24 protein-coding genes and 1 pseudogene are annotated in these 22,618 nt (G+C 64.2%); 7 read left to right on the top strand and 18 right to left on the bottom strand.

All coding sequences use genetic code 11. The annotated features are described in order from the left end of the window. Window positions 1–68 precede the first annotated feature (68 nt). The 9 genes from I6F16_RS17390 to I6F16_RS17350 form a co-directional block, all read right to left on the bottom strand. Complete coding sequence (locus tag I6F16_RS17390) at window positions 69–986, bottom strand: ABC transporter permease (protein WP_225111997.1); 918 nt, start codon at window positions 984–986, stop codon at window positions 69–71. Next, window positions 973–2,067: an ABC transporter permease gene (locus tag I6F16_RS17385; protein ID WP_036045285.1), complete on the bottom strand. Its 1,095-nt coding sequence runs from the start codon at window positions 2,065–2,067 to the stop codon at window positions 973–975. The genes I6F16_RS17390 and I6F16_RS17385 overlap by 14 nt, the downstream gene beginning before the upstream one ends. Then, the gene (locus I6F16_RS17380) at window positions 2,051–3,622 is read right to left on the bottom strand and encodes an ABC transporter ATP-binding protein (protein WP_225111996.1); all 1,572 of its coding nucleotides are present in this window, start codon (window positions 3,620–3,622) and stop codon (window positions 2,051–2,053) included. Before I6F16_RS17380 ends, I6F16_RS17385 begins: the two co-directional genes overlap by 17 nt. Window positions 3,623–3,981: 359 nt before the next feature. Continuing rightward, window positions 3,982–4,467 (bottom strand): nucleoside deaminase, encoded by a 486-nt coding sequence (locus I6F16_RS17375; protein WP_225173888.1) that lies wholly within the window; start codon window positions 4,465–4,467, stop codon window positions 3,982–3,984. A gap of 11 nt (window positions 4,468–4,478) precedes the next feature. Next, the gene (locus I6F16_RS17370) at window positions 4,479–6,011 is read right to left on the bottom strand and encodes an ABC transporter ATP-binding protein (protein ID WP_225173887.1); all 1,533 of its coding nucleotides are present in this window, start codon (window positions 6,009–6,011) and stop codon (window positions 4,479–4,481) included. Further along, on the bottom strand, window positions 6,008–6,691 hold the full coding sequence (locus I6F16_RS17365; RefSeq protein ID WP_057028619.1) for an isochorismatase family cysteine hydrolase: 684 nt from the start codon (window positions 6,689–6,691) through the stop codon (window positions 6,008–6,010). The genes I6F16_RS17370 and I6F16_RS17365 overlap by 4 nt, the downstream gene beginning before the upstream one ends. A 17-nt stretch (window positions 6,692–6,708) precedes the next feature. Continuing rightward, the gene (locus tag I6F16_RS17360) at window positions 6,709–7,635 is read right to left on the bottom strand and encodes an ABC transporter permease (protein WP_036045297.1); all 927 of its coding nucleotides are present in this window, start codon (window positions 7,633–7,635) and stop codon (window positions 6,709–6,711) included. Between the two features lies 1 nt (window position 7,636). After that, window positions 7,637–8,749, bottom strand: coding sequence for an ABC transporter permease (locus I6F16_RS17355; protein ID WP_225173886.1), 1,113 nt, complete (start codon window positions 8,747–8,749; stop codon window positions 7,637–7,639). After that, a complete protein-coding gene (locus I6F16_RS17350) occupies window positions 8,746–9,858 on the bottom strand; it encodes a BMP family ABC transporter substrate-binding protein (protein ID WP_225173885.1) in 1,113 nt (370 codons plus the stop codon). The genes I6F16_RS17355 and I6F16_RS17350 overlap by 4 nt, the downstream gene beginning before the upstream one ends. Window positions 9,859–10,255: 397 nt before the next feature. Here I6F16_RS17350 and I6F16_RS17345 point away from each other — a divergent pair, with 397 nt between their 5' ends. Together I6F16_RS17345 and I6F16_RS17340 are read left to right on the top strand one after the other, a co-directional pair. Next, entirely contained in the window at window positions 10,256–11,512 is a 1,257-nt protein-coding gene (locus I6F16_RS17345) for an allantoate amidohydrolase (RefSeq protein ID WP_225173913.1), read from the top strand. A gap of 107 nt (window positions 11,513–11,619) precedes the next feature. Further along, window positions 11,620–12,993 carry a hypothetical protein gene (locus I6F16_RS17340; protein ID WP_225173884.1) on the top strand — a complete coding sequence of 458 codons (1,374 nt, stop codon included), beginning with the start codon at window positions 11,620–11,622 and terminating at the stop codon, window positions 12,991–12,993. A gap of 11 nt (window positions 12,994–13,004) precedes the next feature. On the opposite strand, the pseudogene I6F16_RS17335 reads toward I6F16_RS17340, so the two are convergent. From I6F16_RS17335 to I6F16_RS17325, 3 genes and pseudogenes are all read right to left on the bottom strand, one after another. Beyond that, window positions 13,005–13,141 (bottom strand): annotated as a pseudogene (locus tag I6F16_RS17335) (C4-dicarboxylate transporter DctA); the annotation flags it as partial. Between the two features lie 37 nt (window positions 13,142–13,178). Then, window positions 13,179–14,192: a formamidase gene (locus I6F16_RS17330; RefSeq protein WP_225173883.1), complete on the bottom strand. Its 1,014-nt coding sequence runs from the start codon at window positions 14,190–14,192 to the stop codon at window positions 13,179–13,181. Between the two features lie 135 nt (window positions 14,193–14,327). After that, window positions 14,328–14,549, bottom strand: coding sequence for a hypothetical protein (locus I6F16_RS17325; protein WP_036045311.1), 222 nt, complete (start codon window positions 14,547–14,549; stop codon window positions 14,328–14,330). A 350-nt stretch (window positions 14,550–14,899) separates the two neighbouring features. Here I6F16_RS17325 and I6F16_RS17320 point away from each other — a divergent pair, with 350 nt between their 5' ends. Then, complete coding sequence (locus tag I6F16_RS17320; RefSeq protein WP_192893126.1) at window positions 14,900–15,076, top strand: hypothetical protein; 177 nt, start codon at window positions 14,900–14,902, stop codon at window positions 15,074–15,076. A 19-nt stretch (window positions 15,077–15,095) separates the two neighbouring features. On the opposite strand, the gene I6F16_RS17315 is transcribed toward I6F16_RS17320, so the two are convergent. From I6F16_RS17315 to I6F16_RS17305, 3 genes are all read right to left on the bottom strand, one after another. Then, window positions 15,096–16,475, bottom strand: coding sequence for a VWA domain-containing protein (locus I6F16_RS17315; RefSeq protein ID WP_225173882.1), 1,380 nt, complete (start codon window positions 16,473–16,475; stop codon window positions 15,096–15,098). Window positions 16,476–16,480: 5 nt separating this feature from the next. Then, entirely contained in the window at window positions 16,481–17,428 is a 948-nt protein-coding gene (locus I6F16_RS17310; protein ID WP_225111991.1) for a MoxR family ATPase, read from the bottom strand. A 146-nt stretch (window positions 17,429–17,574) separates the two neighbouring features. Further along, the gene (locus I6F16_RS17305; protein ID WP_036007702.1) at window positions 17,575–17,775 is read right to left on the bottom strand and encodes a hypothetical protein; all 201 of its coding nucleotides are present in this window, start codon (window positions 17,773–17,775) and stop codon (window positions 17,575–17,577) included. A 223-nt stretch (window positions 17,776–17,998) separates the two neighbouring features. Here I6F16_RS17305 and I6F16_RS17300 point away from each other — a divergent pair, with 223 nt between their 5' ends. Next, window positions 17,999–18,973, top strand: coding sequence for a quinone oxidoreductase (locus I6F16_RS17300; RefSeq protein ID WP_036045319.1), 975 nt, complete (start codon window positions 17,999–18,001; stop codon window positions 18,971–18,973). A gap of 159 nt (window positions 18,974–19,132) precedes the next feature. Here I6F16_RS17300 and I6F16_RS17295 read toward each other — a convergent pair whose 3' ends face one another. Both I6F16_RS17295 and I6F16_RS17290 read right to left on the bottom strand, forming a co-directional pair. Further along, window positions 19,133–19,408 carry a hypothetical protein gene (locus I6F16_RS17295; RefSeq protein WP_036045322.1) on the bottom strand — a complete coding sequence of 92 codons (276 nt, stop codon included), beginning with the start codon at window positions 19,406–19,408 and terminating at the stop codon, window positions 19,133–19,135. Window positions 19,409–19,508: 100 nt separating this feature from the next. Further along, a complete protein-coding gene (locus tag I6F16_RS17290; protein ID WP_036045323.1) occupies window positions 19,509–20,117 on the bottom strand; it encodes a S24 family peptidase in 609 nt (202 codons plus the stop codon). A 155-nt stretch (window positions 20,118–20,272) separates the two neighbouring features. Here I6F16_RS17290 and I6F16_RS17285 point away from each other — a divergent pair, with 155 nt between their 5' ends. Together I6F16_RS17285 and I6F16_RS17280 are read left to right on the top strand one after the other, a co-directional pair. Continuing rightward, a complete protein-coding gene (locus tag I6F16_RS17285; protein ID WP_225111990.1) occupies window positions 20,273–20,809 on the top strand; it encodes a GcrA family cell cycle regulator in 537 nt (178 codons plus the stop codon). Window positions 20,810–20,854: 45 nt separating this feature from the next. Next, window positions 20,855–21,430, top strand: a complete 576-nt coding sequence (locus I6F16_RS17280) for a hypothetical protein (RefSeq protein ID WP_036007689.1) — start codon at window positions 20,855–20,857, stop codon at window positions 21,428–21,430. A gap of 45 nt (window positions 21,431–21,475) precedes the next feature. On the opposite strand, the gene I6F16_RS17275 is transcribed toward I6F16_RS17280, so the two are convergent. Then, window positions 21,476–21,832, bottom strand: a complete 357-nt coding sequence (locus tag I6F16_RS17275; protein ID WP_225111989.1) for a hypothetical protein — start codon at window positions 21,830–21,832, stop codon at window positions 21,476–21,478. Between the two features lie 570 nt (window positions 21,833–22,402). Here I6F16_RS17275 and I6F16_RS17270 point away from each other — a divergent pair. Next, window positions 22,403–22,588, top strand: coding sequence for a hypothetical protein (locus I6F16_RS17270; RefSeq protein WP_036007684.1), 186 nt, complete (start codon window positions 22,403–22,405; stop codon window positions 22,586–22,588). Window positions 22,589–22,618 lie beyond the last annotated feature (30 nt).

Raw genomic sequence — 22,618 nt, 5'->3', positions numbered from 1 at the left:
TCCAAACTTCGGGGGAAGCCACGATCCGCAGCATGCGCGCCCCATCGTGCACACTGCGGAAACGAAATCTAGCGGTCGGGCACGAACACGGTGCCGAGCGCGGCGGGTGCCGTTGAGCCGCCCGTGCGCGCGCGGGAGAGCAGGACCAGCACGATGACGGTCGCGAGATAAGGCAGCGCCGACATGAATTGCGAGGGAATGCCGACGCCCCATCCTTGCGCATGCAGTTGCAGGATCGTCACCGCGCCGAACAGATAGGCGCCGACGACGAGCCGGCCCGGCCGCCAGGACGAGAACACCACCAGCGCCAGCGCGATCCAACCGCGGCCTGCGGTCATGCCCGGAATGAAGAACGGCGTATAGGCGAGCGGCAGATAGGCGCCCGCAAGACCCGCGCAGGCGCCGCCGAACATCACGGCCAAGGTGCGGATGCGCAGGACGGGATAGCCGAGCGCATGCGCGGAAGCGTGATTGTCGCCGCAGGCTCGCAGGATCAATCCCGCCCGTGTGCGGTACAGGAACCACCACACCGCGATGATCAGCGCGATCGAGAAATAGACGAAGCCATTCTCGCCGAACAGCACGCGGCCGATCAGGGGGACATTAGTGAGACCGGGAATGACGAGTTGCACGGCCGGCGTGATGCGCTCGCCGACGAAGCCGGCGCCGATCAGACCCGAGAGGCCAACACCCAGGATGGTCAGCGCGAGGCCGGTTGCGACCTGGTTGACGGCAAGCCCGAGTGCCATCAGCGCGAAGACGAGCGACATCAGCGTGCCCGCGACGATGCCGAACAGCGCGCCGATAAAGATCGATCCGGTCAGCCAGGCGCCGGCAAAGCCACAGGCCGCGCCGACGATCATCATGCCCTCGACCCCGAGGTTGAGCACGCCGGAACGCTCGGCCACGAGCTCGCCGGTCGCCGCAATCAACAGCGGCGTCGATGCGGCAAGCACCGCCAGGATGATGGCCTCAACCAGCTCCACGGGCCACCACCTTTCGGTTCGGGAACACCAGCTTGAAGCGGTAGAGAATGAGGGAGTCGCAGGCGAGCACGTAAAACAGCAGAATGCCCTGAAAGACCTTGGTGACGTCCAGCGGAATCTTCATCGCGATCTGCGCCTGCTCGCCGCCGATAAAGGTCAACGCGAGGAAGAGGCCTGCAACTAATATTCCAAGCGGGTTCAGTCGGCCGAGGAAAGCGACGATGATCGCGGTAAAGCCGTAGCCTGGCGAGATGCCGGGCTGGAGATGTCCGACTGGACCCGCCACCTCGATGATGCCGGCAAGCCCGGCCAGCGCCCCGGAGACGGCGAAGGTCAGGATGATGAGCTGGTTGGCGTTGAAGCCGCCGAACCGCGCGGCGCGCGGCGCAGCGCCGACCACGCGGATCTCGAAACCCTTGATGGTGCGCCCGAGCAGGATCGCGGCTGCCGCGACGACGAGCAGGGCGATGATCGAGCCGAGATGCAGCCGGCCGCCTTCGATCAGCAACGGCACGGTCGCTACCGGATCGAACTCGGCCGTGGTCGGGAAATTGAAGCCGTGCGGATCGCGCCAGGGGCCGCGCACGAGATAGTCGAGGAAGAGGTCGGCGACATAGACCAGCATCAGGCTGGTCAGGATCTCGCTGGCGCCGAATTTCACCTTGCAGATCGCCGGGATCAGCGCATAGAGCGCGCCCGCAGCGGCGGCGAGGACGAGCATAGCCGGCAGCACCCAGGCGCCGGCGTCAGTACCTTGCGTCTTCACCGCGATCCAGCTTCCCGCGACTGCGCCGATCAGGAATTGCCCTTCGGCGCCGATGTTCCAGGCGTTGGCGAGATAGCACAGCGACAGGCCGATCGCGATCATCACCAGCGGCGTCGCCTTCACCGCGATCTCCTGGAGCGAATAGCCGTCGGTGAGGGGCGCAATGAAATAGGCGTGCAGGGCAAGCAGTGGATTCTTGCCGAGGATCGCGAACAGGATGACCATGGTCACGATCGTGAGGCCAATCGCGATCAGGGGGGACACCAGCGCGATCGTGCCGGAGCGCTCGGCACGCTTCTCAAGCACCAGCTGCATGCGCGATCTCCTTTGGCTGCAGGCTGCTGCCGCCCATCAGAAGGCCCAGCTTCTCGCGACTTGCTTCGCGTGCCGAGAGCGGAGCCGACAGCTTGCCGTGGAACATCACGGCGATGCGGTCGGCAATCTCGGCGAGCTCGTCGAGATCCTGGCTGGTCACGAGGACCGCGGCGCCTGCGGTGGCGAGATCAAGCAGCGCCTGACGGATGACGGCGGCGGCGCCGGCATCGACGCCCCAGGTCGGCTGGCTCACCACCAGTACCGCGGGATTGCGCAGGATCTCGCGTCCCACGATGAACTTCTGCAGATTGCCGCCGGACAGGCTGGCGGCCTCGGGATCGCGCTTGGCCTTGCGGACGTCGAAGGTTTCGGTGGCGCGGTCGACCGTTCTCAGCGTAGCCGCCGTATCGATGAATCCGCGACGGACCATGCCGCTGGCGGCATGGCCGGTGAGCAGCGCGTTCTCCGACAGTCTCATCCGCGGCGCGGTGCCGTGGCCGAGTCGCTCCTCGGGAACGAAGGCCGCCCCCAGCTTGCGCCGCTGGGTGATCGAAAGGTGACCGGCGGCGATGCCCTCGATCACCACCGTCCCGGGGGCCTTCGCGAGGCGCTCGCCGGAGAGCGCTGCGAACAATTCGTCCTGGCCGTTACCGGCGACGCCGGCGATGCCGAGAATCTCGCCGCCCTTCAGCTCGAATGAGATGTGCTCGAGCCGTACGCCGTGCGCTTCGACGGGAGCCAGCGAGAGATCGTTGACGACGAGCCGCGGCACGGTGGTCTTGCGGCCGGATGCGCCCTTCACCTCCTTGACCTCGCCGCCGACCATCATCCGCGCAAGTGAGGCGGCGGTTTCGAGCCGCGGGTTGCAGGTCTCGACCTTCCTGCCGCCGCGCAGGATCGTCGCGGTGTCGCAGAGCCGCTTCACCTCCTCCAGCTTGTGGCTGATATAGAGGATGGCGCGGCCCTCGGCCTTGAGGCGATCCAGCACGATGAAGAGCTGGTCAGCCTCCTGCGGCGTCAGCACCGCGGTGGGCTCGTCCAGGATCAGGAATTTCGGATCCTGCATCAGGGCGCGGACGATCTCGATGCGCTGACGCTCGCCGACGGAGAGTTGCCACACCTCACGCCTGGGATCGAGCGGCAGACCGTAAGTCTTCGACACCTGTTCCAGCCGGGCCGACATGTCCTTGAAGGATTCCTTGCCGTCGAGGCCGAGCGCGACGTTCTCGGCAACCGTGAGATTGTCGAACAGCGAGAAGTGCTGGAACACCATGCCGATGCCGCGGATGCGCGCTTCGGACGGACCGGACAGCACGATCCGCTCGCCCTGCCAGTGAATCTCGCCGGCGCTGGGCTGGATCAGTCCGTAGATCGCCTTGACCAGCGTCGACTTGCCGGCGCCGTTCTCGCCCAGCAGGGCGTGGATTTCCCTCGGCCGGATCTCGATATCGATGCAATCGTTGGCGAGGAAATCGCCATAGCGTTTGGTGAGGCCGATGGTCCTCAGGAGCGGGGACTCGCCGGAATGCTGGCCGTTGGATGTCGGATCTAACATTCGTTGATGCGCTTGCATGGGTGACGTGCCTCAATACTGGGCCAGTTTGGACCCCGGCGTAAGATGTGAAAAAGCATCATCCCTTGCTCAACGCGTCGGCAGGCTCTCGGCCCAGCGCCGGTCATCGATTCCGAGCAATCATATCCCGCAAACAGCACCCGGACGGTTGGGGGCGATCGCGTCTGCGAGCGGTGCCTGTTGCAAATTTGTGACGGTCCAAGGCAAATCGGAACCCGCTGCGCAGACCTGACGCCATGTTGAGCAACGGACGCGTCGGTCGTCCATCGCGGGGAGCGCAGCGGCCGCAATGGCTGCCTCAATGCGGCACTCCACGGTGTCGTCCCCTTTGGGATGTGCTGCTACTTCGTCCAAACGCCGTCGTGCAGCGCTTCGGCTTCGTCTTCGAGCAGTGGGCCGACGACCTCCGTCGGCTGCTGGCCGCTGGCAAAGACCTCGCGGCATGGCAGGTTGAGCGTCGGATTTTCCGGATGGTTGCCGGTGATGCCGCGCAGGCGATGCTCGCTGAGGCCATAGACGACACGGCCGATACCGGCCCAGTAGATCGCGCCGGCACACATCGCGCAGGGTTCGGCTGAGGAATAGAGCGTGGCCTTCGCCAGCACCTCGCGATCGAGCGTACGGCAGGCCTGGGTGGCTGCGAGACGCTCGGCATGCGCGGTGCCGTCGCGATCCGGCATGTAGCCGTTCTCAGTCTCGATCAGCACCTTGCCGTCGGCATCGACGACGATACAGCCGAAGGGATGGTTGCCATGGGTGAGGGAACGGCCGGCGACCGCGAAAGACAGGCGCAGAAAGTGTTCGTCCCGCCCGGATGCGTCGCCCATCGATCCTCCGTTCAGTGCCCTGCCATGTGGCGGCCGACCACCGTGAGATCGGCTTCGCTGGTCCGCGCTTCATACACGAATTCGCCGTGGAACATCACCACCAGCCGATCTGACAGTTCGAGCAGTTCGTCGAGGTCCTCGCTGACGAGCAGGACGGCGGCGCCGCGGTTGCGTGCGGCCATAATCTCAGCGTGGATCTGCGCCACCGCCGCGAAATCGAGGCCGAAGCAGGGATTGGCCGCGATCAGCACCTCGACGTCGCCGCCGAGCTCGCGGGCCAGCACCGCGCGCTGCACGTTGCCGCCCGACAGCGCCGAGATCGGCGTATCGGGCGTGCGGGTCTTGATCTTGTACCGGGCAATCTTCGTCCTCGCGTCGTCGCGAAAGGCGCTGGGATTGAGCCACCAGCCGCCACTTGCAAAGGGTGCGCGGTCGAATTCTCGGAAGGCGATGTTGTCGGCGACGCTCATGCCGCCGACGCAGGCGTTCTTCAGCGGCTCCTCGGGCAGCAGCGACATCCTGTGCCGCCGCATCTCCTCGCGGCTTGCGTGATAGGGATCGCCGGCGACGCGCACCTCCCCGCTCTCGGCCTCGCGCTGGCCGGCCAGCACCTCGACGAGCTGGCGCTGGCCATTCCCGGAAACGCCGGCGATGCCGACGATCTCGCCGGCGCGGACGGTGAGCGAGACATCGCGCACGGCAACGGCGCCGGCATCGTCCAGCGCGCGGAGCTTTTGCAGCTCCAGCCTGGCCTGACCGGCTTCGCCGGTGCGCGGCGGCTGCACCGTCAACTCCTCGGCACCGATCATGGTGCGGGCCATCGCGTCCGGCGTCAGCTCGGAAACCTTGCCGGCTCCAGCGAGCTTGCCGCGGCGCAGGATGGTGACGTCATCGGCAAACGCCATGACCTCGCGGAACTTGTGCGTGATCATCAGGATGGTCAGCTCGCCCTCCACAACCATGTCGCGGAGCATGCCGAGCACCTCGTCGGCTTCCGCCGGGGTCAGCACCGAGGTCGGCTCGTCCAGGATCAGGAAGCGCCGCTTCAGATAGAGCTGCTTGAGGATCTCGCACTTCTGCCGTTCGCCGGCAGAGATGTCGGAGACCTTTGCGGAGAGCGGTACCTTGAAAGGCATGCGGCCCAAGAACGCCTCCAGCTCCTTCATCTCCTTCGGCCAGTTCACCACGGCTGGCACGTCGTCGCGCGCCAGCACGAGATTTTCGGCAACGGTCATCGCCGGCACCAGCGTAAAATGCTGATAGACCATGCCGAGGCCGAGCGCGTGGGCATCCTTCGGGTTGGCGATCGCCTGCTCGCGGCCGCCGACGAGAATGTCGCCTTCGGTCGCGTGGTAATAGCCCATGATGCATTTGACGAGGGTGGATTTGCCGGCGCCATTCTCGCCGAGCAGCGCATGGAACGAGCCCGGCCGCACCTTCAGCTCGACATTGTCCAGCGCCAGGAAGTCGCCGAAGCGCATGGTCATGGCGATGGCATCGACGCCGAAGGCGCCCGATGGCGGCGGCGTTTCGCCGATGATCACGAAATTGCTCCGATGAAGGCATCAGAGGTCGAGACTGCGCCGAACACGCCGCCCTGCATCTTGATCATCTTCAGCGCGTGGTCGTGGTTGCTCTTGTCGGTCGCGCCGCAGCAATCGTGCAGCAGGACGCATTCGAAGCCGCGGTCGTTGGCCTCGCGCATCGTGGTGTGGACGCAGACGTCGGTCGTGATCCCGGTCAACACGATGTTCTCGATGCCGCGCACGCGCAGGATCAGCTCTAGATCGGTGGCGCAGAACGAGCCCTTGCCGGGCTTGTCGATGATCGGCTCGCCCGGTAGCGGCGCGAGTTCTTCGATGATGTCCCAGCCGGGCTCGCCGCGCACCAGGATGCGTCCGCACGGGCCGGGATCGCCGATGCCGGCGCCGATCTGGCGCGAGCGCCAGCGCTTGTTGGCGGGCAGGTCGGAGAGATCGGGGCGGTGGCCCTCGCGGGTATGGATGATATGGAAGCCTTGCTTGCGCATCACTGCGAGCAGCCGCTTGATCGGCTCGATAGGTGCCCGTGTCAGCGAGAGGTCGTAGCCCATCTTGTCGACATAGCCGCCGACGCCGCAGAAATCGGTCTGCATGTCGATGATGATCAGCGCCGTGTTCTCGGGGCGGAGATCACCATTGTAGGGCCAGGCATAGGGCTCGGACTTGATGTAGCGCTCGGGCATGGACGACCTCGTGCGTGTTACCGTGTGATCGAGAGTTCAGCGGGCGCGCCGGTCAGCGTCCGCTTCGGCGAGCAGGTGATGATCATGATCGCCAGCGTCAGGATGTAGGGCGCGGCGTTGAATAGGTGATAGCCAGAGGTGACGCCGACCGATTGCAGCGCCGGACCCAGCGCCGCCGCGCCGCCGAAGGCGAGCGAGGCCCACAGGCAGAGCAGGGGATCCCAGCGCGCGAAGATCACGAGCGCCACGGCGGTGATGCCCTGGCCCGAGGAAAGGCCCTCGTTCCAGCTTCCGGGGTAGAACAGGGACAGAAACGAGCCGCCGATGCCCGCGAGGAAACCACCGGCCATGGTGGCGCGCAGGCGGATCAGCAGCACGGAATGGCCCATCGCGCGTGCGGCATCCGCGCTCTCGCCGGCGGTGCGGATGAGCAAGCCCCAGCGGGTGGTGCGGAAGGCCCAATAGAGGATTGGCGCCAGCGCCACGCCGATCAGGAACAGCACGTTGATGCGCAGCGCTGCCTGGACTTGCGGGATGTCGCTCCACCAGCCGAAGTCGATGGCGGGCAGCCGCGGCGCTGTCGGCTCGATCAGCGGCTTGCCGAGATAGAACGCAAGGCCAGTGCCGAACAGCATCAAGGCAATTCCGACGGCAACGTCATTGACGCGCGGCAGCGAGCAGATGCCGGCATGCAGCGCACCCAGCAGCGCGCCGGTGATGCCGGCGGCAAGCACGCCGAGCCACGGAGAGCCGGTGAGATAGGAGATGCCATAGGCGCTCATCGCGCCCATCACCAGCGTGCCTTCGAGGCCGAGATTGATGCGGCCCGCACGCTCGGTGATGCATTCGCCCAGGCTCACGAACAGGAATGGGGTGGAGACGCGAATGGCGCCGCCGAGGACGGCGAGCGGGACGGTCCAGAGGCCGATCGATCCGTCTGCCATCTCAGGATTTTCCCTTCAGGAATCCGATGCGGCCGTAGAGCGCATCGCTGGCGAGCACGAAGACGAAGATGATGCCCTGCAGCACCAGCACGGACGCATCGGGCAGTCCCAAGCGGCGTTGAAGCAGGCCGCCGCTGGCGCTGATGCCGCCGAGCAGGATCGCGACGAGGATGATGGCGAGCGGATTTTGCCGCGCCAGAAAGGCGACGAGAATGCCGGTGAAGCCATAGCCGGCGGCGAGGTTGGCGTTGGTGCGTCCCTGCACGGCGGCGACCTCGACCATGCCGGCGAGGCCAGCCGCGCCGCCGGCAAGGAAGCAGACGGTCAGGATCAGCTTGTCGACGCCGAGACCGACGATCTTCGCAGCACGGATGTTGCCGCCCGCCACGCGCGCGGCGAAGCCGAACACAGTGTGATAGATCAGGATGTAGGAGGCGATGGCAGCGACCAGGCCGAACACGAGGCCCCAATGCACGTCGGTGCCGGGAATGGAGCCGATCATGTTGGCGGCGCCGATCTCGCGGGTGGACGGCTTGTTGAGGCTGGCGGGATCGCGCATCAGCCCCTCGACGAGATGGTTGAGGATCGCGAGCGCAATGTAGACGAGCAGCAGGCTCGAGATGGTCTCGTTGACGCCGCGATATTGCCGCAAGCCACCCGCGAGCATGATCCACAGCCCGCCGCCGATCACGCCGGCGCAGACCATGGCGATCTGGACGACGAGCGGCGGCATGCCCTGAAGCGCGAGTGCGGCGCTGGTTGCCGACAACGCGCCGATCAGCAGCGCGCCTTCGCCACCGATGATGACCATGCCGAGCTGCGCCGGCAGCGCGGTACAGAGTGCGGTGAGGATCAGGGGCGCTGCGCGCGTCAGCGTGTTCTGCCAGGAGAACCAGGTGCCGAACGCGCCGTAATACATGTAGAAATAGAGATCGAGCGGATTCTTGCCGAACATCGCGACGAAGATGCCGAACACCGCGAGCGCGCCGACCAGCGCCGCGCCCGGGATCAGGACATATTCGATCGTGCCGCCGTGACGCTGGAGGAAACCGGGATCGGCGGCCGGGGCGACTGTCCCGACCGCGTCCGTGGAATCCGCCGCTTCCGTCGTCACGAAGTGGCTCCGAGCACGCCCTCGACCAGGTAGTCCATCTTCTCCAGTTCAGGATCCTTCTGGCCGCGGTCGGTACCGGCAGGGATCACCGTCTTGCCCTTGTTGTCGACCAGCCCACCCTTGAAGATGGCGAAGCCTTCTGCCGACAGGAATTTTGCCTTGGCCGCGTCGGCCGCCTTGCGCGCTTCGGCCGAGACCGCTTCCCCATAGGGCGAGGTCTTGACGATCTCTTCCTTCAGGCCGCCGCGGTAGAAATTCGGAATGCCTTCACCGGAGGCGATCATCTTGACGAACTTCGGATAGAGCGCCTCCCAGTTCCACTCCGCGCCGGTGAGATAGGCCTTGGGTGCCAGCGCCGACTGGTTGGTGTGATAGCCACAGACGAAGGCGCCGCGCCGCGCCGCGTTCTCGACCATGGTCTTGGGCCCATCGACGTGGCAGGTGAGCACGTCCACGCCCTGATCAATCAGGCTGTTGGTGGCTTCGGCCTCCTTGACCGGCATCGACCAGTCGCCGGTGAAGATCACCTGCGTGGTGGCCTTTGGATTGACGGACTTGGCGCCAAGCGTGAAGGCGTTGATGTTGCGCAGCACTTGAGGGATCGGCTTGGCCGCGACAAAGCCGAGCTTGCTGCTCTTCGATGTCAGGCCGGCGACGATGCCGGAGATGTACTGAGCCTCGTCGATGTAGCCGAAATAGCTGCCGGCGTTCTTGGGGTCCTTCTCGCTCCAGAGGCCGCCGCAATGCTCGAAGCGGAGCTTCGGGTACTTGTTGGCCATCTTGATCATGTGCGGATTGTAGTAACCGAACGAGGTCGGGAAGAGCAGGGTGGCGCCGTCGAGATTGATCATGGACTCGATCGTCTTCTCGACCGCGTCGGTCTCCGGCACCTTTTCCTCCTCGACCACCTTGAGGCCGGGAATCTTCTTCAGCGCCGCCGCGCCCTGCGCGTGCGCCTGGTTGTAGCCGTAGTCGTCGCGCGAGCCGACATAGATGAAGCCGATGGTGGTCTCGGCCGCGAAGGCCGGGCGGAGGCCCGCTGCCGCGCCGAGGGTGAGGGCCGCGCCGCCCTGCAACACATGACGTCGTGAAATCCTGCCAGAATCCATTGCTCGCTCCCCTTGGCGGATGCCCCGCCTTGATCTCACGGCTGCGCCGGCTTGGCGGAGCCGGGATCAGATGTCGCAAGCTTCGTGCCAGAGACTATGAAGCGTGCAGTTATTTATAAGTACTTGAATTAAATATCGAATGATGTGCGTTCTGAACTTGGCGAGGAAAGTGGCAGTCTAATTTATAGGCAATATAAAGGTATTGTATGCAGAGGAGTTGAGCAGCCAGAACCTGCTCGCGCATGTGCATGACCCGCGTCGGACGGTCGGCCGGCAAGGCGCATTCATGCTAACCACGCGCTGACTGAGACGGCGCCGGAGGATGCCCGCTGGCACCGAACTTGTATCGATTGTCGTCAGGACCGCGGTGTCCTCAGAAGATGGAAAGCTCGCCGAGATGGGCGCTGGTACCGTTCACGATGCATCGCTCGGCAATGAGATCGTTCGCCGGATCAACGAGCTCGGCGCGATCTCGGAAGAGCCCGAGAAGCTCACCCGCATCTTCCTCAGCAAGGAGCTGCGCAAGGCCGCGGACCTCATCATGGGGTGGATGCGCGAGGCCGGCATGAGCGCCCATCTCGATGCCATCGGCAATGTCTGCGGACGGTACGAAGGCGACCGGCCGGGCATGCCCTGCCTGATGCTCGGCTCGCATTACGACACCGTGCGCGATGCCGGCAAATGGGATGGACCGCTGGGTGTGATCACGGCGATCTCTTGCGTCGCCGATCTCAACCGCCGCGGCAAGCGCCTGCCATTTGCGATCGAGGTGATCGGCTTTGCCGACGAGGAGGGGGTGCGGTTCGCTTCGACCTTGCTCGGCAGCCGTGCGGTGGCCGGCACCTTCGATGAGAGTATCCTGAACACGCGCGACCGCGACGGCGTGTCGATGCGCGAGGCGCTCGTGCAGTTCGGCCTCGATCCCGACCATATCGGTGCGGCCGCGCGCGCGCGGCGCGAGCTGCTTGCCTATCTCGAATTGCACATCGAGCAGGGGCCGGTGCTGGAAGCGCAGAACCTGCCGGTGGGCGTCGTCACCGCCATTACCGGGGCCACGCGCCTTGCGGCCCGGCTCACCGGTATGGCCGGTCACGCCGGCACCGTGCCGATGCCGCTGCGCCGAGATGCGCTCGCCGGCGCGGCCGAATGCATCAATGCGATCGAGCAATTTTGCCGCACCGACGAGGGCGGCCTCGTCGGCACCGTGGGCTACATCCAGGCGAGGCCCGGCGCGACCAACGTCATTCCGGGTGAGGTATCCTTCACCATCGACATGCGCGCGCCGACCGACATGCATCGCAAGCGCGCGGTGGCCGATGTCGTCCGCCAGATCGAGGCGATCGCCAAGCGGCGACAGCTGGCGCTTCAGCTCGACGTTACCCACGAGAACCGCACCGCGCCCTGCGCGCCCTGGCTCAAGCAGCAGATCGCGCAAGCGATCGAAGCCGAAGGCTTCTCCGTGTTCGAGCTGCCGAGCGGGGCAGGGCACGACGGCATGGCGATGATCGACATTGCCGATGTCGGCATGATCTTCGTCCGCTGCCGCGGCGGCATCAGCCATCACCCGGACGAGCATGTCGCGCTCGCCGATGCCGACGCCGGCGCGCGTGTGCTGCTGCGGGTGATCGAGAATTTCGGGCCGCGCAAGGCCTAGGCGAGCGTCACGAACCCGCAAGTCACCGGGTAGAGATACGAATTAGTCATGTTTAAGATGGTGGCCATCATCACGAGGGTCACGAGACAATCAGCCGATTGACGGACATGAACAGCGACATCTCTTTTCCATCACATCGTGAAAACCGGTTCTATCAGGGGATGGCTGCGACCTTCGTCGCCAACGCCCTTCAGGCGGTCAATTTCCTCGGTGATCGATTCCTGAGACAATCGCATCATTCGTTGTCGGCGATCGAGGACCTCTATCGGCACTCGATGGACAGCGCCTTTTCGGTGACCGAGGCCTTCCTCGTCACCGGCGCACCGCATGCCTCGGCCTATTACCCCCGCGACTTCGCCTGGTTCTATCCCGACGTTCTCGATCCTGAAACCATCATGGATGCGCAGGACGCCGTGCGACGGGTCCGTCTGCTCGAGAAGAGCGTGCGCCTGCTGCTGGAGGCCGTTCGCGCCGACGTGGTCACCACGACCATCGTACCGGCCGGGCGCGGCCGGTATCTCGGCGTGAACTATTTTTCGCGACCCTCGGATACGCTGCTCGGCATTCTCGCCGGTCTGCAGCAGATGATCTCTGCCGAGGAGAGGGCGTCGTCTTACCTTGCGATGTCGCAATGCGCGCACGCCGGCCGCTTGTTGCTGGCCGAATATGGCGGAGACCTGAAGCGCGCGATCCTGAAGCTTGCGAGCGAGCTGGAGTCCTTCGACGCTGACGGCACCAGATATTTGCTGTGCGACGCCAGCGGCCCGCGCTCCGCGGCGACGGATACCCGCGCCGAGCGCCGGCGTTTCGTCACCAATGCCTGCGTCTACACGACCTTCGTGTGGGGCGTGCAGCTCGGGATCGTCGGCGAGAACGAGCTGAAGCGGCTGCTCGGGCGCGACCTTGCGCAGTACAAGAGGGATCTGCTCCGCCTCTTCGGCAAGAACGGCTACATCAGGCATTCCCTGGACGGCCCGGCGAGCTCACCGGCATCGTCGGTCGCATTGGATTTCGTCAGCGTGCATCGCGGCTTCTGGGATATGAGCGAGGCGAGCGAGCGCGCGCTGTTCGCGGCCACGACGGATGTGATCATCGCCGAGCCACGGTTTCGCATTCCGAGCACGTTCCACTTCCTGGTTTCGGCGGGCAACCCGCGGACCAAGATGATCCACAAGATTGCAGCTCCCGCATATCAGGGGCGTTCCTCCTGGCCGACGTTCAACGTCGAATTTGCCGACCGCATGCTGGATTACGATGAGTTCTCGGGTGGCGATACCTATCGGGCCTGCGCGCAAGGAATCCTGAAGGACATTCGCGCCGCGACCGAACTCCACGGCGGCTATCAGGAGCTGATTTCGGAGCAGGGTCTGAAGTATCGCACCTGGGCCTATAAGGGTGCCGTGGCCCACTCGTGGTTTCCGCGCTTTCTGTCGGTCTGGAGGAGGGCCTACGGCACGCCACTCCTCCAGTGGAACGATTGATCGCCGAACCTCTATCCCGCCGTCACGTCGACCACCTCGCCACCCTCCAGCACCTTGGCCGCCTTGGCCGGGCGAGATCGCCTTCCCAGGCCGCGACCGCGACGGTTGCGACGCAATTGCCGACGAGGTTGCCGAGCGCGCAGGCCACGGTGCCAGATTGTCGCGGTTTCACCGGAGAAACCGGGTTATTCCGCCGCCTTCGCCGTCTTGCCGAACATCCGCGTCGGGGCCGGGAAGCCGCACGAGGTGCCGTCGGTGACCTTGACCTGATTTTCCCACGGCAATCGGAAGGTGCCGGCGACCATGTCCTGCATGAAGGTGTAGGGGCAGTCCATCGCGCCGCCCTTCACCGCGACATAGCCGCGGTGCCAGAGCTGGTAGATGTTGTTTTCGACGCCCCAGTTGATGCGGGCTTCGCGCACGAGATCCGGCCGGACCTCTGCGGTGATGATCTCGTCGGCACGGCCGGTCGTACCATGCGCCAGGACGGTGCCGTCGAAATTGACGATCATGCCTTCGCCCATGGAATCGAACGAGCCGTCCGAGCCGCACATGCAGACATTTGTGGTGATCATCAGATTCTGAAACGAATTAGCCTGGTTGGTGAAGCGCCAGGCTTCGCGGATCGGCGCGGTGTAGCCGGCGGTGCGGATCATGATCTCCGCGCCTTTGTAGGCGCATTCCCGTGCCATCTCCGGGAACATGCCGTCATGGCAGATGATCAGCGCGATCTTCGCGCCCTTCGGTCCCTCGATCACGGGAATGCCGATGTCGCCGGGCTCCCACGGCTCGACCGGAATCCAGGGATGAAGTTTGCGATAGTAGAGCTTGATCTCGCCGTGATCGTCGATGATCAGGCCCGAGTTGTAGGGATTGCCATGCGGGTTGAACTCCATGATGGAGAAGCAGCCCCAGATCTTGTTATCGACACAGGCCCGCTTGAAGGCCGCAACCTCCGGTCCGTCAAGCCGACACATGATCTCCGGATTGGTGTCCATCGACAGGCCGTGCAGCGAGTATTCGGGGAAGACCACCAGATCCATGGTGGAGAGATTGCGGCGGGCCTTGCCGACCATCCAGACGATGCGCTCGGTCTGCCTGGCGAGATCGGCCGCGCTCACCACGCTAGGCAGCTGCAGCTGCACAAGTCCGATAACCACACCGTTGGGGGATTTGTTCAGCCCGCCAAGCCCGTTCATGATCAGCTCCCTTGCCTGTCTGGCGCGGCGTCGTTGCGCGCCAGATCTTGTCGCAAGAAGCAAATCCGATTTCGATGAAGAGCTAAAGGTTATTTTTCAGGCGATGGCGCAGTTACGCGGCAGCAGGCGATCTCGTCACGCCACGAGATCGAGCAGCCGGCATGAGCCGCGCACCAGCACCTTGCGTCCTGTGGATGTTATCGCAGGCACGCCGTCATTCATGACAACGAGGCCGAGCTTGGCGAGGCTTTCGACGAGATAGGCCTTCGCGAGGCGACCGTTCGACACCGGGTTGCGAAGCGCCTTTAGCGCTTCCCACTGGTCGGTCGATAGATCAAAGTCGAAATCGTTGCTCATGGTGCCTCAGCCGATCGTCCGGTTCGCGTGCCCCTGTTAGCGGCGCCGCATGAAGACCATGCGACGACAATGAGTCGGGAATTCGGTCAGCTGTTTAGAACATCTCTTCACAAATTGCGGCACTTCGTTGCGCCACAAGAGTTAACGTCGTTGTGCACGACCACCGTCACGATCTCCGATCACTAATTGATGATCCGCACTTGATGTTGCGATGCGAGCTGCCGCAGTGCACGGCAAGCATCACTGTCCTATTTGGCGTCGCGATATGCACAGAAATGATGAGGCGGGAGATTGAGGACTCTGTTACCTTGGCCTGCGGGGAATGGCTTCACACGGCAGGAGTGGAGTGCATGAACAGGCTGGTGGAAATTCGCAGTCAGGAATTCCTTTGCCGAGAGCGCGCGGCGCTCGATTCGAAGCGCCGGCCGTTCTGGCTGGCGCAGGCAGAAGAATGGGAGCAGCGCGCGCTCGACGAAATCGCGCGTCACTTTCGGGAATGCAATCAGGCCGAGCTGAACGCCGCCTGACGGAGGCGGCTGTTACTGCTTATTGATAAGTCGCCACAATATCGGAAACAGCGCGTTCGAGCTGTTGCGCGGTGGCGCATTGGCGCACGACGCTGCAAAAGGTTGTGTAGCGCGGCATCTCGGAATCGCCAAAGCCCCAGGCGAGCCGCCCCTCGGGATTGAGCCAGACCAACCGCTTCGAACGCTCGGAGATCCGGCGCAAAATGTCGGCGCGTGGGTCGAGATTGTTGCTGCGGGCATCGCCGAGCACGATCACCGTGGTCTGCGGCGTCAGCGCGCTCATGAACTCCTTCTCGAAATCGACCAGCGAGGCGCCGTAATCCGACGAGCCAAAACCGACCTTGGACATGATCTCGGACATCGCCTCCTCCGGCGACTTCGTCTCCAGGATCTCGCTGACCTCGATCAGGTGCGAAGAGAAGGCGAAGGAGCGGACGTCGTCGACCACCTCATGCAGCGAGTGAATCAGCAGCAGGAAGAAGTCGGAGACTTGCGCAACGGAGCCCGAGACGTCGCACAGCGCGACGATCTTCGGCCGGTCGCGATGCTTGCGCTTCCATGCCGTGAGGAAGGGCACGCCGCCCCAGGCCGCGTTGCGGCGGAGCGTGCGGCGAACGTCGAGATGGCCGCGGCGCTGGCGCTTGCGCGGCTTGGAATAGCGCTCGCGCAGCCGGCGTGCGATCTGGCGGATGAGGGCACGCATCTCGGCGACCTGGCGCCGCTCGATGCGGGCAAGCGGCGCGTTGCGCAGGATCTCGTTGCGGAGGTTCTCGGCCTCCTCGCGGGCATAGAGTGCGAGCCCTTGCGAGACCGTATCGCGCACGGCTTCGCGCAAGGCGTCGAGCGCGGCGCGCAGTCGCTCGGCCAGCGACGGGTTGGTCGCGGTCAGCTGGTCGAGATCGTCGCGCAGGCGCTGGAGGCCCATGGCGTCGAGGATGCGGCTGGAGAATATGCCGCGCTGGGTGGAGTAGCGGATGTCGGACAGGGAGGCCGCGCCGGAGGCGCTGGCAATCGCGGCAGCGATCGCGTTGCGATCCTGCGACAATAGCATCTGCGCCAAGGGACCCAGGCCCTGGGAAGGCTGACCTTCGCCCGCCTCGCTCGCCGAGCCGGCGGAGGGCGGCTGATCCTCGCCTTGCGCAGCATCGTCTTCGCCGGCAGCCTCAGGCTGCTCCTGTCGCGGCTCCGGCTGGCTGAAGAACAGATCAAAGCAGTCGCCGAGCGCGAGCTTCTCGTCCTGCGACTTGGCGAGCGTCAGCAGCAGCGCATCGCGTAGCACGGCGCGGTCGGAGATGCCGACCTGCGCGACGGCGCGCATCGCATCGATGCTTTCGGCCGGCGAGACGTGAACGCCAGCCCCGCGTGCCGCCCGAAAGAAGCGATGGAGATTTTCGCGCATCGGCGTCAACCGAAGACGTTGGACCGGGCCGCCTTGGCAATGAAGGTCGTCACCTGCGGCGTCGCGGCTTCGATGTCGGCTTCGTATTTCAGGAGCACGTTGAGCGTGTCCTGGACGATCTCAGTATCGAGTTCGGAAGCCTGGAGCAGTACCAGCACACGCGCCCAGTCGATGGTCTCGCTGACCGAGGGCAGCTTCTTCAGGTCGAGCGAGCGGATCTCGTGGATGAAGCCGACCATCTGCCGGCGCAGCGTCTGCGAGATGCCGGGCACACGGCTTTCGACGATGCGCTCCTCGAGCCGCTGCTCGGGAAAGCCGATATGCAGATGCAGGCAGCGTCGCTTCAGGGCATCGCCGAGGTCGCGCTCGCTGTTGGAGGTGAGGATCACCGTCGGCGGCGTGATCGCCGAAACGGTTCCGAGCTCGGGGATCGTGACCTGGAAGTCGGACAGGATTTCCAGCAGCAGCGATTCGAATTCGGCGTCCGACTTGTCGATCTCGTCGATCAGGAGCACGCAGCCGCCCGGCTGCTCAAGGGCCTGGAGCAGCGGCCGCGGCTCGACGAATTCCTTGGAGAAGAACACGTCGCCGAAATCGTGGAGCTGGTCGAGCGCGGCATGCAGCGTCTGCGCGCCGCCGAGAACCTCGCCGAGCTTGTCCTTGAGGATCTGCGTGTAGAGAAGCTGCTTGGCGTATTTCCACTCGTAGAGCGCCTTGGCCTCGTCGAGGCCCTCATAGCATTGCAGGCGGATCATCTTCATGCCGCGCCAAGCCGCGATCGCCTTGGCGAGCTCGGTCTTGCCGACGCCCGCGGGGCCCTCGACCAGGATCGGCTTCTCGATCTGCTGCGACAAATAGACGGCAGTCGCGATCTGCCGGCTCGCGATGTAGCCCTGCGCGGCGAGGCCGCTCTCCACTGCCTCGATCGAGGTCGAGGCCTTCTGATCAGCCACGAAAGGGCGCTCCCAAAGGTCTTGCTTGAGGCTTGTTCTGCCTGCGTTCCAGGCAAAGAACAAGCCACGTTTGGGAGACATCTGACCCGCGTGAACGGCGTTTTTCCGCTAAGCGCAAATAGTTGAGCGCTTCGCTGTCGGCGCGATCAGTGCCGCAGCAGCTCCGGCTTGCGGATCGTCTGCCTCAGCTCGGCGCCGCAATCGGCGCATTCATAGACGAAGTCGATCTTGGCAAGGCTCCAATGCGGCTCGACCTCGCGCACATACATCGGCAGGAACCCCATACAGGTGGGGCAATTCACTGGCGCGATTTCGACGTCCTGATGATGCTGAACGTAAGCTGGCATCTCGGCTCTCCTTCGCAGGCGACCATCAAACCCCGCGCAAGGCTACTGCGGGTCGCCGCGGGGCCCTCATCAACTCTTTCGAACGGAGGCGGAACGGCGGCTGTTTGTGGTTCGCTGTGACATTCTTGTTACGGCTTCTATACTGTAACGGGCGGACCAAATGCCTATTTCACAGGCCGATCCGGTGTTCGAACTTTCATTTCAACGATAAAGGAGCACGCCCATGACGCATGCCATTCGCTTTCACAAAACCGGCGGTCCGGAAGTCCTGGTCTGGGAGGAGGTCAGCGTCGGCAAACCTGGGCCCGGCGAGGCGCGCATCCGCCACACCGCGGTCGGCCTCAATTTCGTCGACATCTATAACCGTTCCGGCCTTTATCCGGCGCAACTGCCGAGCGGGCTCGGCAGCGAGGCGGCTGGCGTCGTCGAGGAGGTCGGGCCTGGCGTCACCGATCTGAAGCCGGGCGATCGCGTCGCTTATGGTGCCTCGCCGCTCGGGGCGTATGCGGAGGCGCGGCTGATCCCCGCCGACCGGCTGTTGAAATTGCCCGACGGCGTCGACGACAAGACGGCGGCGGCGATGATGCTCAAGGGGCTCACCACGCAATATCTGATCCGCCAGACCTATCGGGTGAAAGCCGGCGATACCATCCTGCTGCATGCCGCCGCCGGCGGTGTCGGCCTGATCTTGAGCCAGTGGGCCAAGCATCTCGGCGCGACCGTGATCGGCACCGTCAGCAACGACGAGAAGGCGAAGCTCGCCAAGGCGCATGGCTGCGACCATGTCATCATCTATACAAGGGAAGATTTCGTGAAGCGGGTCGACGAGATCACCGGCGGCAAGAAAGTGCCAGTGGTTTACGACTCCGTCGGCAAGGACACGTTCCTGAAATCGCTGGATTGCCTCGCCCCGCTCGGCGTCGCCGCGCTGTTCGGCCAGTCCTCCGGCGCGGTGGAGCCGCTTAATCTTGGCCTGCTCGCCCAGAAGGGCTCGCTCTACGTCACGCGTCCGACGCTGTTTACCTACGCCGCCAAGCGCGAAAATCTGGTGGCGATGGCGAATGAGCTGTTCGACGTCGTCAAGTCCGGCGCGGTCAAGATCGAGGTGCACCAGACCTACCCGCTGAAGGACGCCGCCAAGGCGCATGCCGATCTTGCGGCACGCAAGACCACGGGATCGACCGTTCTCCTGGTGTAATGCCCAACGGGATGGTGGCGCGAGCTCTAAAGCGCGATGCGATTAGGATGAATCGTCATCTCGCTTTAGGCTGTTGATTGATCATGATCGTTTCGGAAAACCGCTGCACACTTTGCGCTAACGCGGCCCTTCAGGTCCGGATCATGCTGTGGGCCTGCGTCACGTCCTCTCGTGCTTGCGCAGGTCGTGGATGTGGTCGAGGCGGATTGCCTGGAGATCGACGTCCTCAGGCTCGATCCGTGGGAGGGCCGCCTCGGCCAGGATGGCCGCGGTGACATCTTCGACCGAGTTCTCCACGATCTCGTGGATGAACGAGACGTTCCGATACTCACCCGAGGCGAGGCGGGAAATGACCTCGCGCCGGGTGATTTCGGGATCGACGACCGCCTCGCGGCCCCGCCGTCCGTAATCGATCATCACGACGAAGTATTGCATGAAACGACCCTGCCGCGCCCCATGGTCGGGACGCGGCAGATTGTTTCCGAAAATCGAAACTATGTCAAGTGTGATTTCTATTAATCAGAAGCGGCGGCTCTCATTTGCCCTTCTTGCGCGGCCGCGCCGACTTCGCACGCAGCCGCTCAAGCTGTCCCTTGGGCATGGACAGGCAGATCTCCCCGACCCAGTCAAGCTTGACGCCGACGATCGGCTTGGCATTGAAGCTCGTGAGGTTGACCACTGAGGGAGATTTGCCCCGCTCGATGGTCTTCAGATAGCGCTCGCCGGTCTTGAGGCGGACCACTGCCTCTTCGCCGTAGAAGCTCGACAGCGGGTGGCGCTGGTCCTTGTAGACGACGATCACGTCGCCGCTTTCGTATTTGGGCAGCATCGAATCGCCCACGATCTCGAATGCGATCGTCTCTTCCATGATCGGGAAGGGCAACGCGACGTCGCCGAGACCTTCCGGCGGAACCTGTTCGTAGTCCGGCTCGATCACGGCGCCGGCTCCGACGCGCCCCATGATCGGCGCGAGATTGAGCTCGAGATACTCCATGATCGGAATGATCTCCGAGGCCTTCACCAGGCGCTCGCCGCCGAGAATCTCCGAGACCGCGCCGGGCCGCACGCCCATGGCCGCAGCCAGGCCGCCCTTGCTCTTGCCCGTCTTCTCCAGGCCCCGCTCGATCATTGCTACGTCCAACATGGTGATTCCCTCGATTGCGCACCGTCTCGCCTCTTGTAATCCGAAATTCGGAATTGATGCAATTATGAATATCAGAAATGCGGCTTGACTTTGTATTCGGAATAACGGAATGTGCGTCCCGCCTCCCGGGTGGAGGCGCATCACAGGACAGCAGCATGGAACCGGGCCATTGGCCGTCGGAGCACTCCGACGCGCTTCGCGACTATTTTCACAAAGGCATGTCTTATGCGGAGATCGGAAGACAGATAAACGCAAGGTTTGGAACGGCTTATACGCGCAGCGCGGTGGTCGGCCGCGCCAAGCGGCTCCGGCTCATCGTGCCGCAATGGATGACGAGCCCGGCGCTCGCGCCGCCCTTGCCGGGTGAACCCAGCCTGCTTTCGCCGCGCCGGGTGGCGTGGCCGAGCCTCAATCTGCCGCCGAAGTCCGCCATGAAGCCTGCGGCGCGGGTGAAGTTGCGCTGTGTCGGCATCCAGCCGCGCCTGATCCAATTGGTCGAGCTCGGGCCGGCCGACTGCCGCTATCCCTATGGCGGCGACAAGGACGGTGAGGAGATCACCTTCTGCGGCCACCCGCGCCAGCCGGGCTCGAGCTATTGCGCGCCGCATGGCCGTCTGACGCGCCGTTCCGAGGCTGCGTCGGCGGCCCGTGCCGCAGGCCCGGTCGTGCTGAAGCTGGTCTCGGCGCTCTGACGGTGCCGCCCTCCGTTCAACTCTCAGTCTTGCAAGGAGATCCGAGTGGCTCGTGCCCGACGCAACAAGTCCTACAAATTGGCGCAGATCTACGACCGGCGGTCGCGGGAGGTGCCGTTCAACGCCGAGATCGCGGAGGTGGAGGTCGACAATCCGCTCGCGCTCGATTCCGGCGAGAAGATCCTGGCGATCCGATCGGTCCGCGGCGATCCGCTTGGCCGGCTGCACGCGCACCATCAGATCGACGAGGCGCAGTACCGCGGCGGCCGCGCTTTCCAGAACGATTGGGAGCGGGCGGAGCGCGGCCCGCAGGCGGTGGATACGACGCGCGAATATGTCGATGGGACGGGCACGCGTGAGCCCGTCACCGAAAGCCAGCGCCAGGCGGTGCTGCGGCTCAACAGGATCGAACGAGAGCTCGGCACCGACGGCGCCGCGCTGGTGCACGACGTGCTGGTGCTGGGTCTGACCATGGATCAGGTTGGGCAGCGTCGTGCCGTCCGCACGCAACGCTGGAACGATTACTTCGCGCGGCGTTTCCGCGAATGCCTGGACCGGCTGGCGCTGATCTACGGCTTCGCGACGGAGACGGGAACGGCGCGCGGGGGCCGACGTGGATGATTGCGGAGCGCCGGCGGTCTCGGCCGCCGGCGTCCCGCCCATTGCTTACGGGTGAGGGACGATCTGGTAAGGCGTGGTGTAGGGCTCGACGCGCAGCGAGGCATGGGCCAGCAGCCCGATCTTGGCTGTCGGTGCCTGCGGTAATTCGCCGTTGGGGCCACGATGCACGTTGTATTGCCAGACGGTGAGATCGCCCCTCTGTGCCAGCGCGTGTGCAACGGCGCTCGCATCATTGCCGCCGAGCGCCTGAAGCTCCTGCGCCGACAGTCCGACGACGATTTCGTCCTTGACGGTGACGATCTTGAACAGGTTCATCTTGGTCTCCTGCGCCCATGCGCCTTGTGTCGAGAGGGTGAGAAGCGCGATTGCGGCGCCCTTGATGAGATCGCAGCGAGAAAGCATGCCGTCGTCCTTTTGGTGCTGAGGCGCGCCCAAATCGAAGAGTTTTCAGCCATGGCGCCCGTGTCTGCGTGGCCGTGCCGCAACGGCTTGGTCGCTCGCGCGTGGACGGCGGTTCACGGTGGACCGGCCGCGAGATCGACTTTCACGCGCTTAATGCAACCGCCGGGACGGATTCAACAAATGCGTGTATCTTGCTGAAGAATCGCCAATTCGTGCGCGCTAACGTGCATTTAACATCGGAAACACGACGAAACCCCGTGTTGATTGACAGCAAGAGGGGCTGTGCGCGTGATTGATGACGCTTCTTGACGCAGGTGGGTGACGGCGATCGATATTCCTGTTATCCGGAAAACGCTGTGGCGCGATGCAGACCAAGCATCGCTATACCCACGGTTGGGCTTGCCGGATGGGTTGTTGCTTGGCATAGTTGCAACCAGATGGAAGCCGTCGTTTGGACGCGGTTCAGCCTGCAACCCGGCGGGTCCCTTCGGCCGAACGTTCGTCGCCATAGTTCTGTTGCGGCGTTCGGTTCTCGAGCGGATCACGACCGATGCTTGTCATAGGTGCGAGATGAAAAACCTCAATTTCGCGGCTGAGCTGCATCTCAAGCTCGGTGTGCCTGCAGGCAGCACCGTGGAAAGTCTGCGTCTGCTCCGGGCCTTCCTGAAGCTCGCGCCGCGACAGCGCTTCGAGGTGATCAAGCTGGTCGAAGATCTCGCCACCGACGAAGCTCTTCCCGAGCACCCCTTATCCTAGAGCCCGGCCGCGCGCCCATCCTGCCCATTT

The sequence above is a fragment of the Bradyrhizobium sp. IC4060 genome, assembly GCF_020193715.1.
GTDB lineage: Bacteria > Pseudomonadota > Alphaproteobacteria > Rhizobiales > Xanthobacteraceae > Bradyrhizobium > Bradyrhizobium yuanmingense.
The sequence above is the reverse complement of the archived record's forward strand: the minus strand, read 5'-3'. Positions and strand labels throughout refer to the sequence as shown.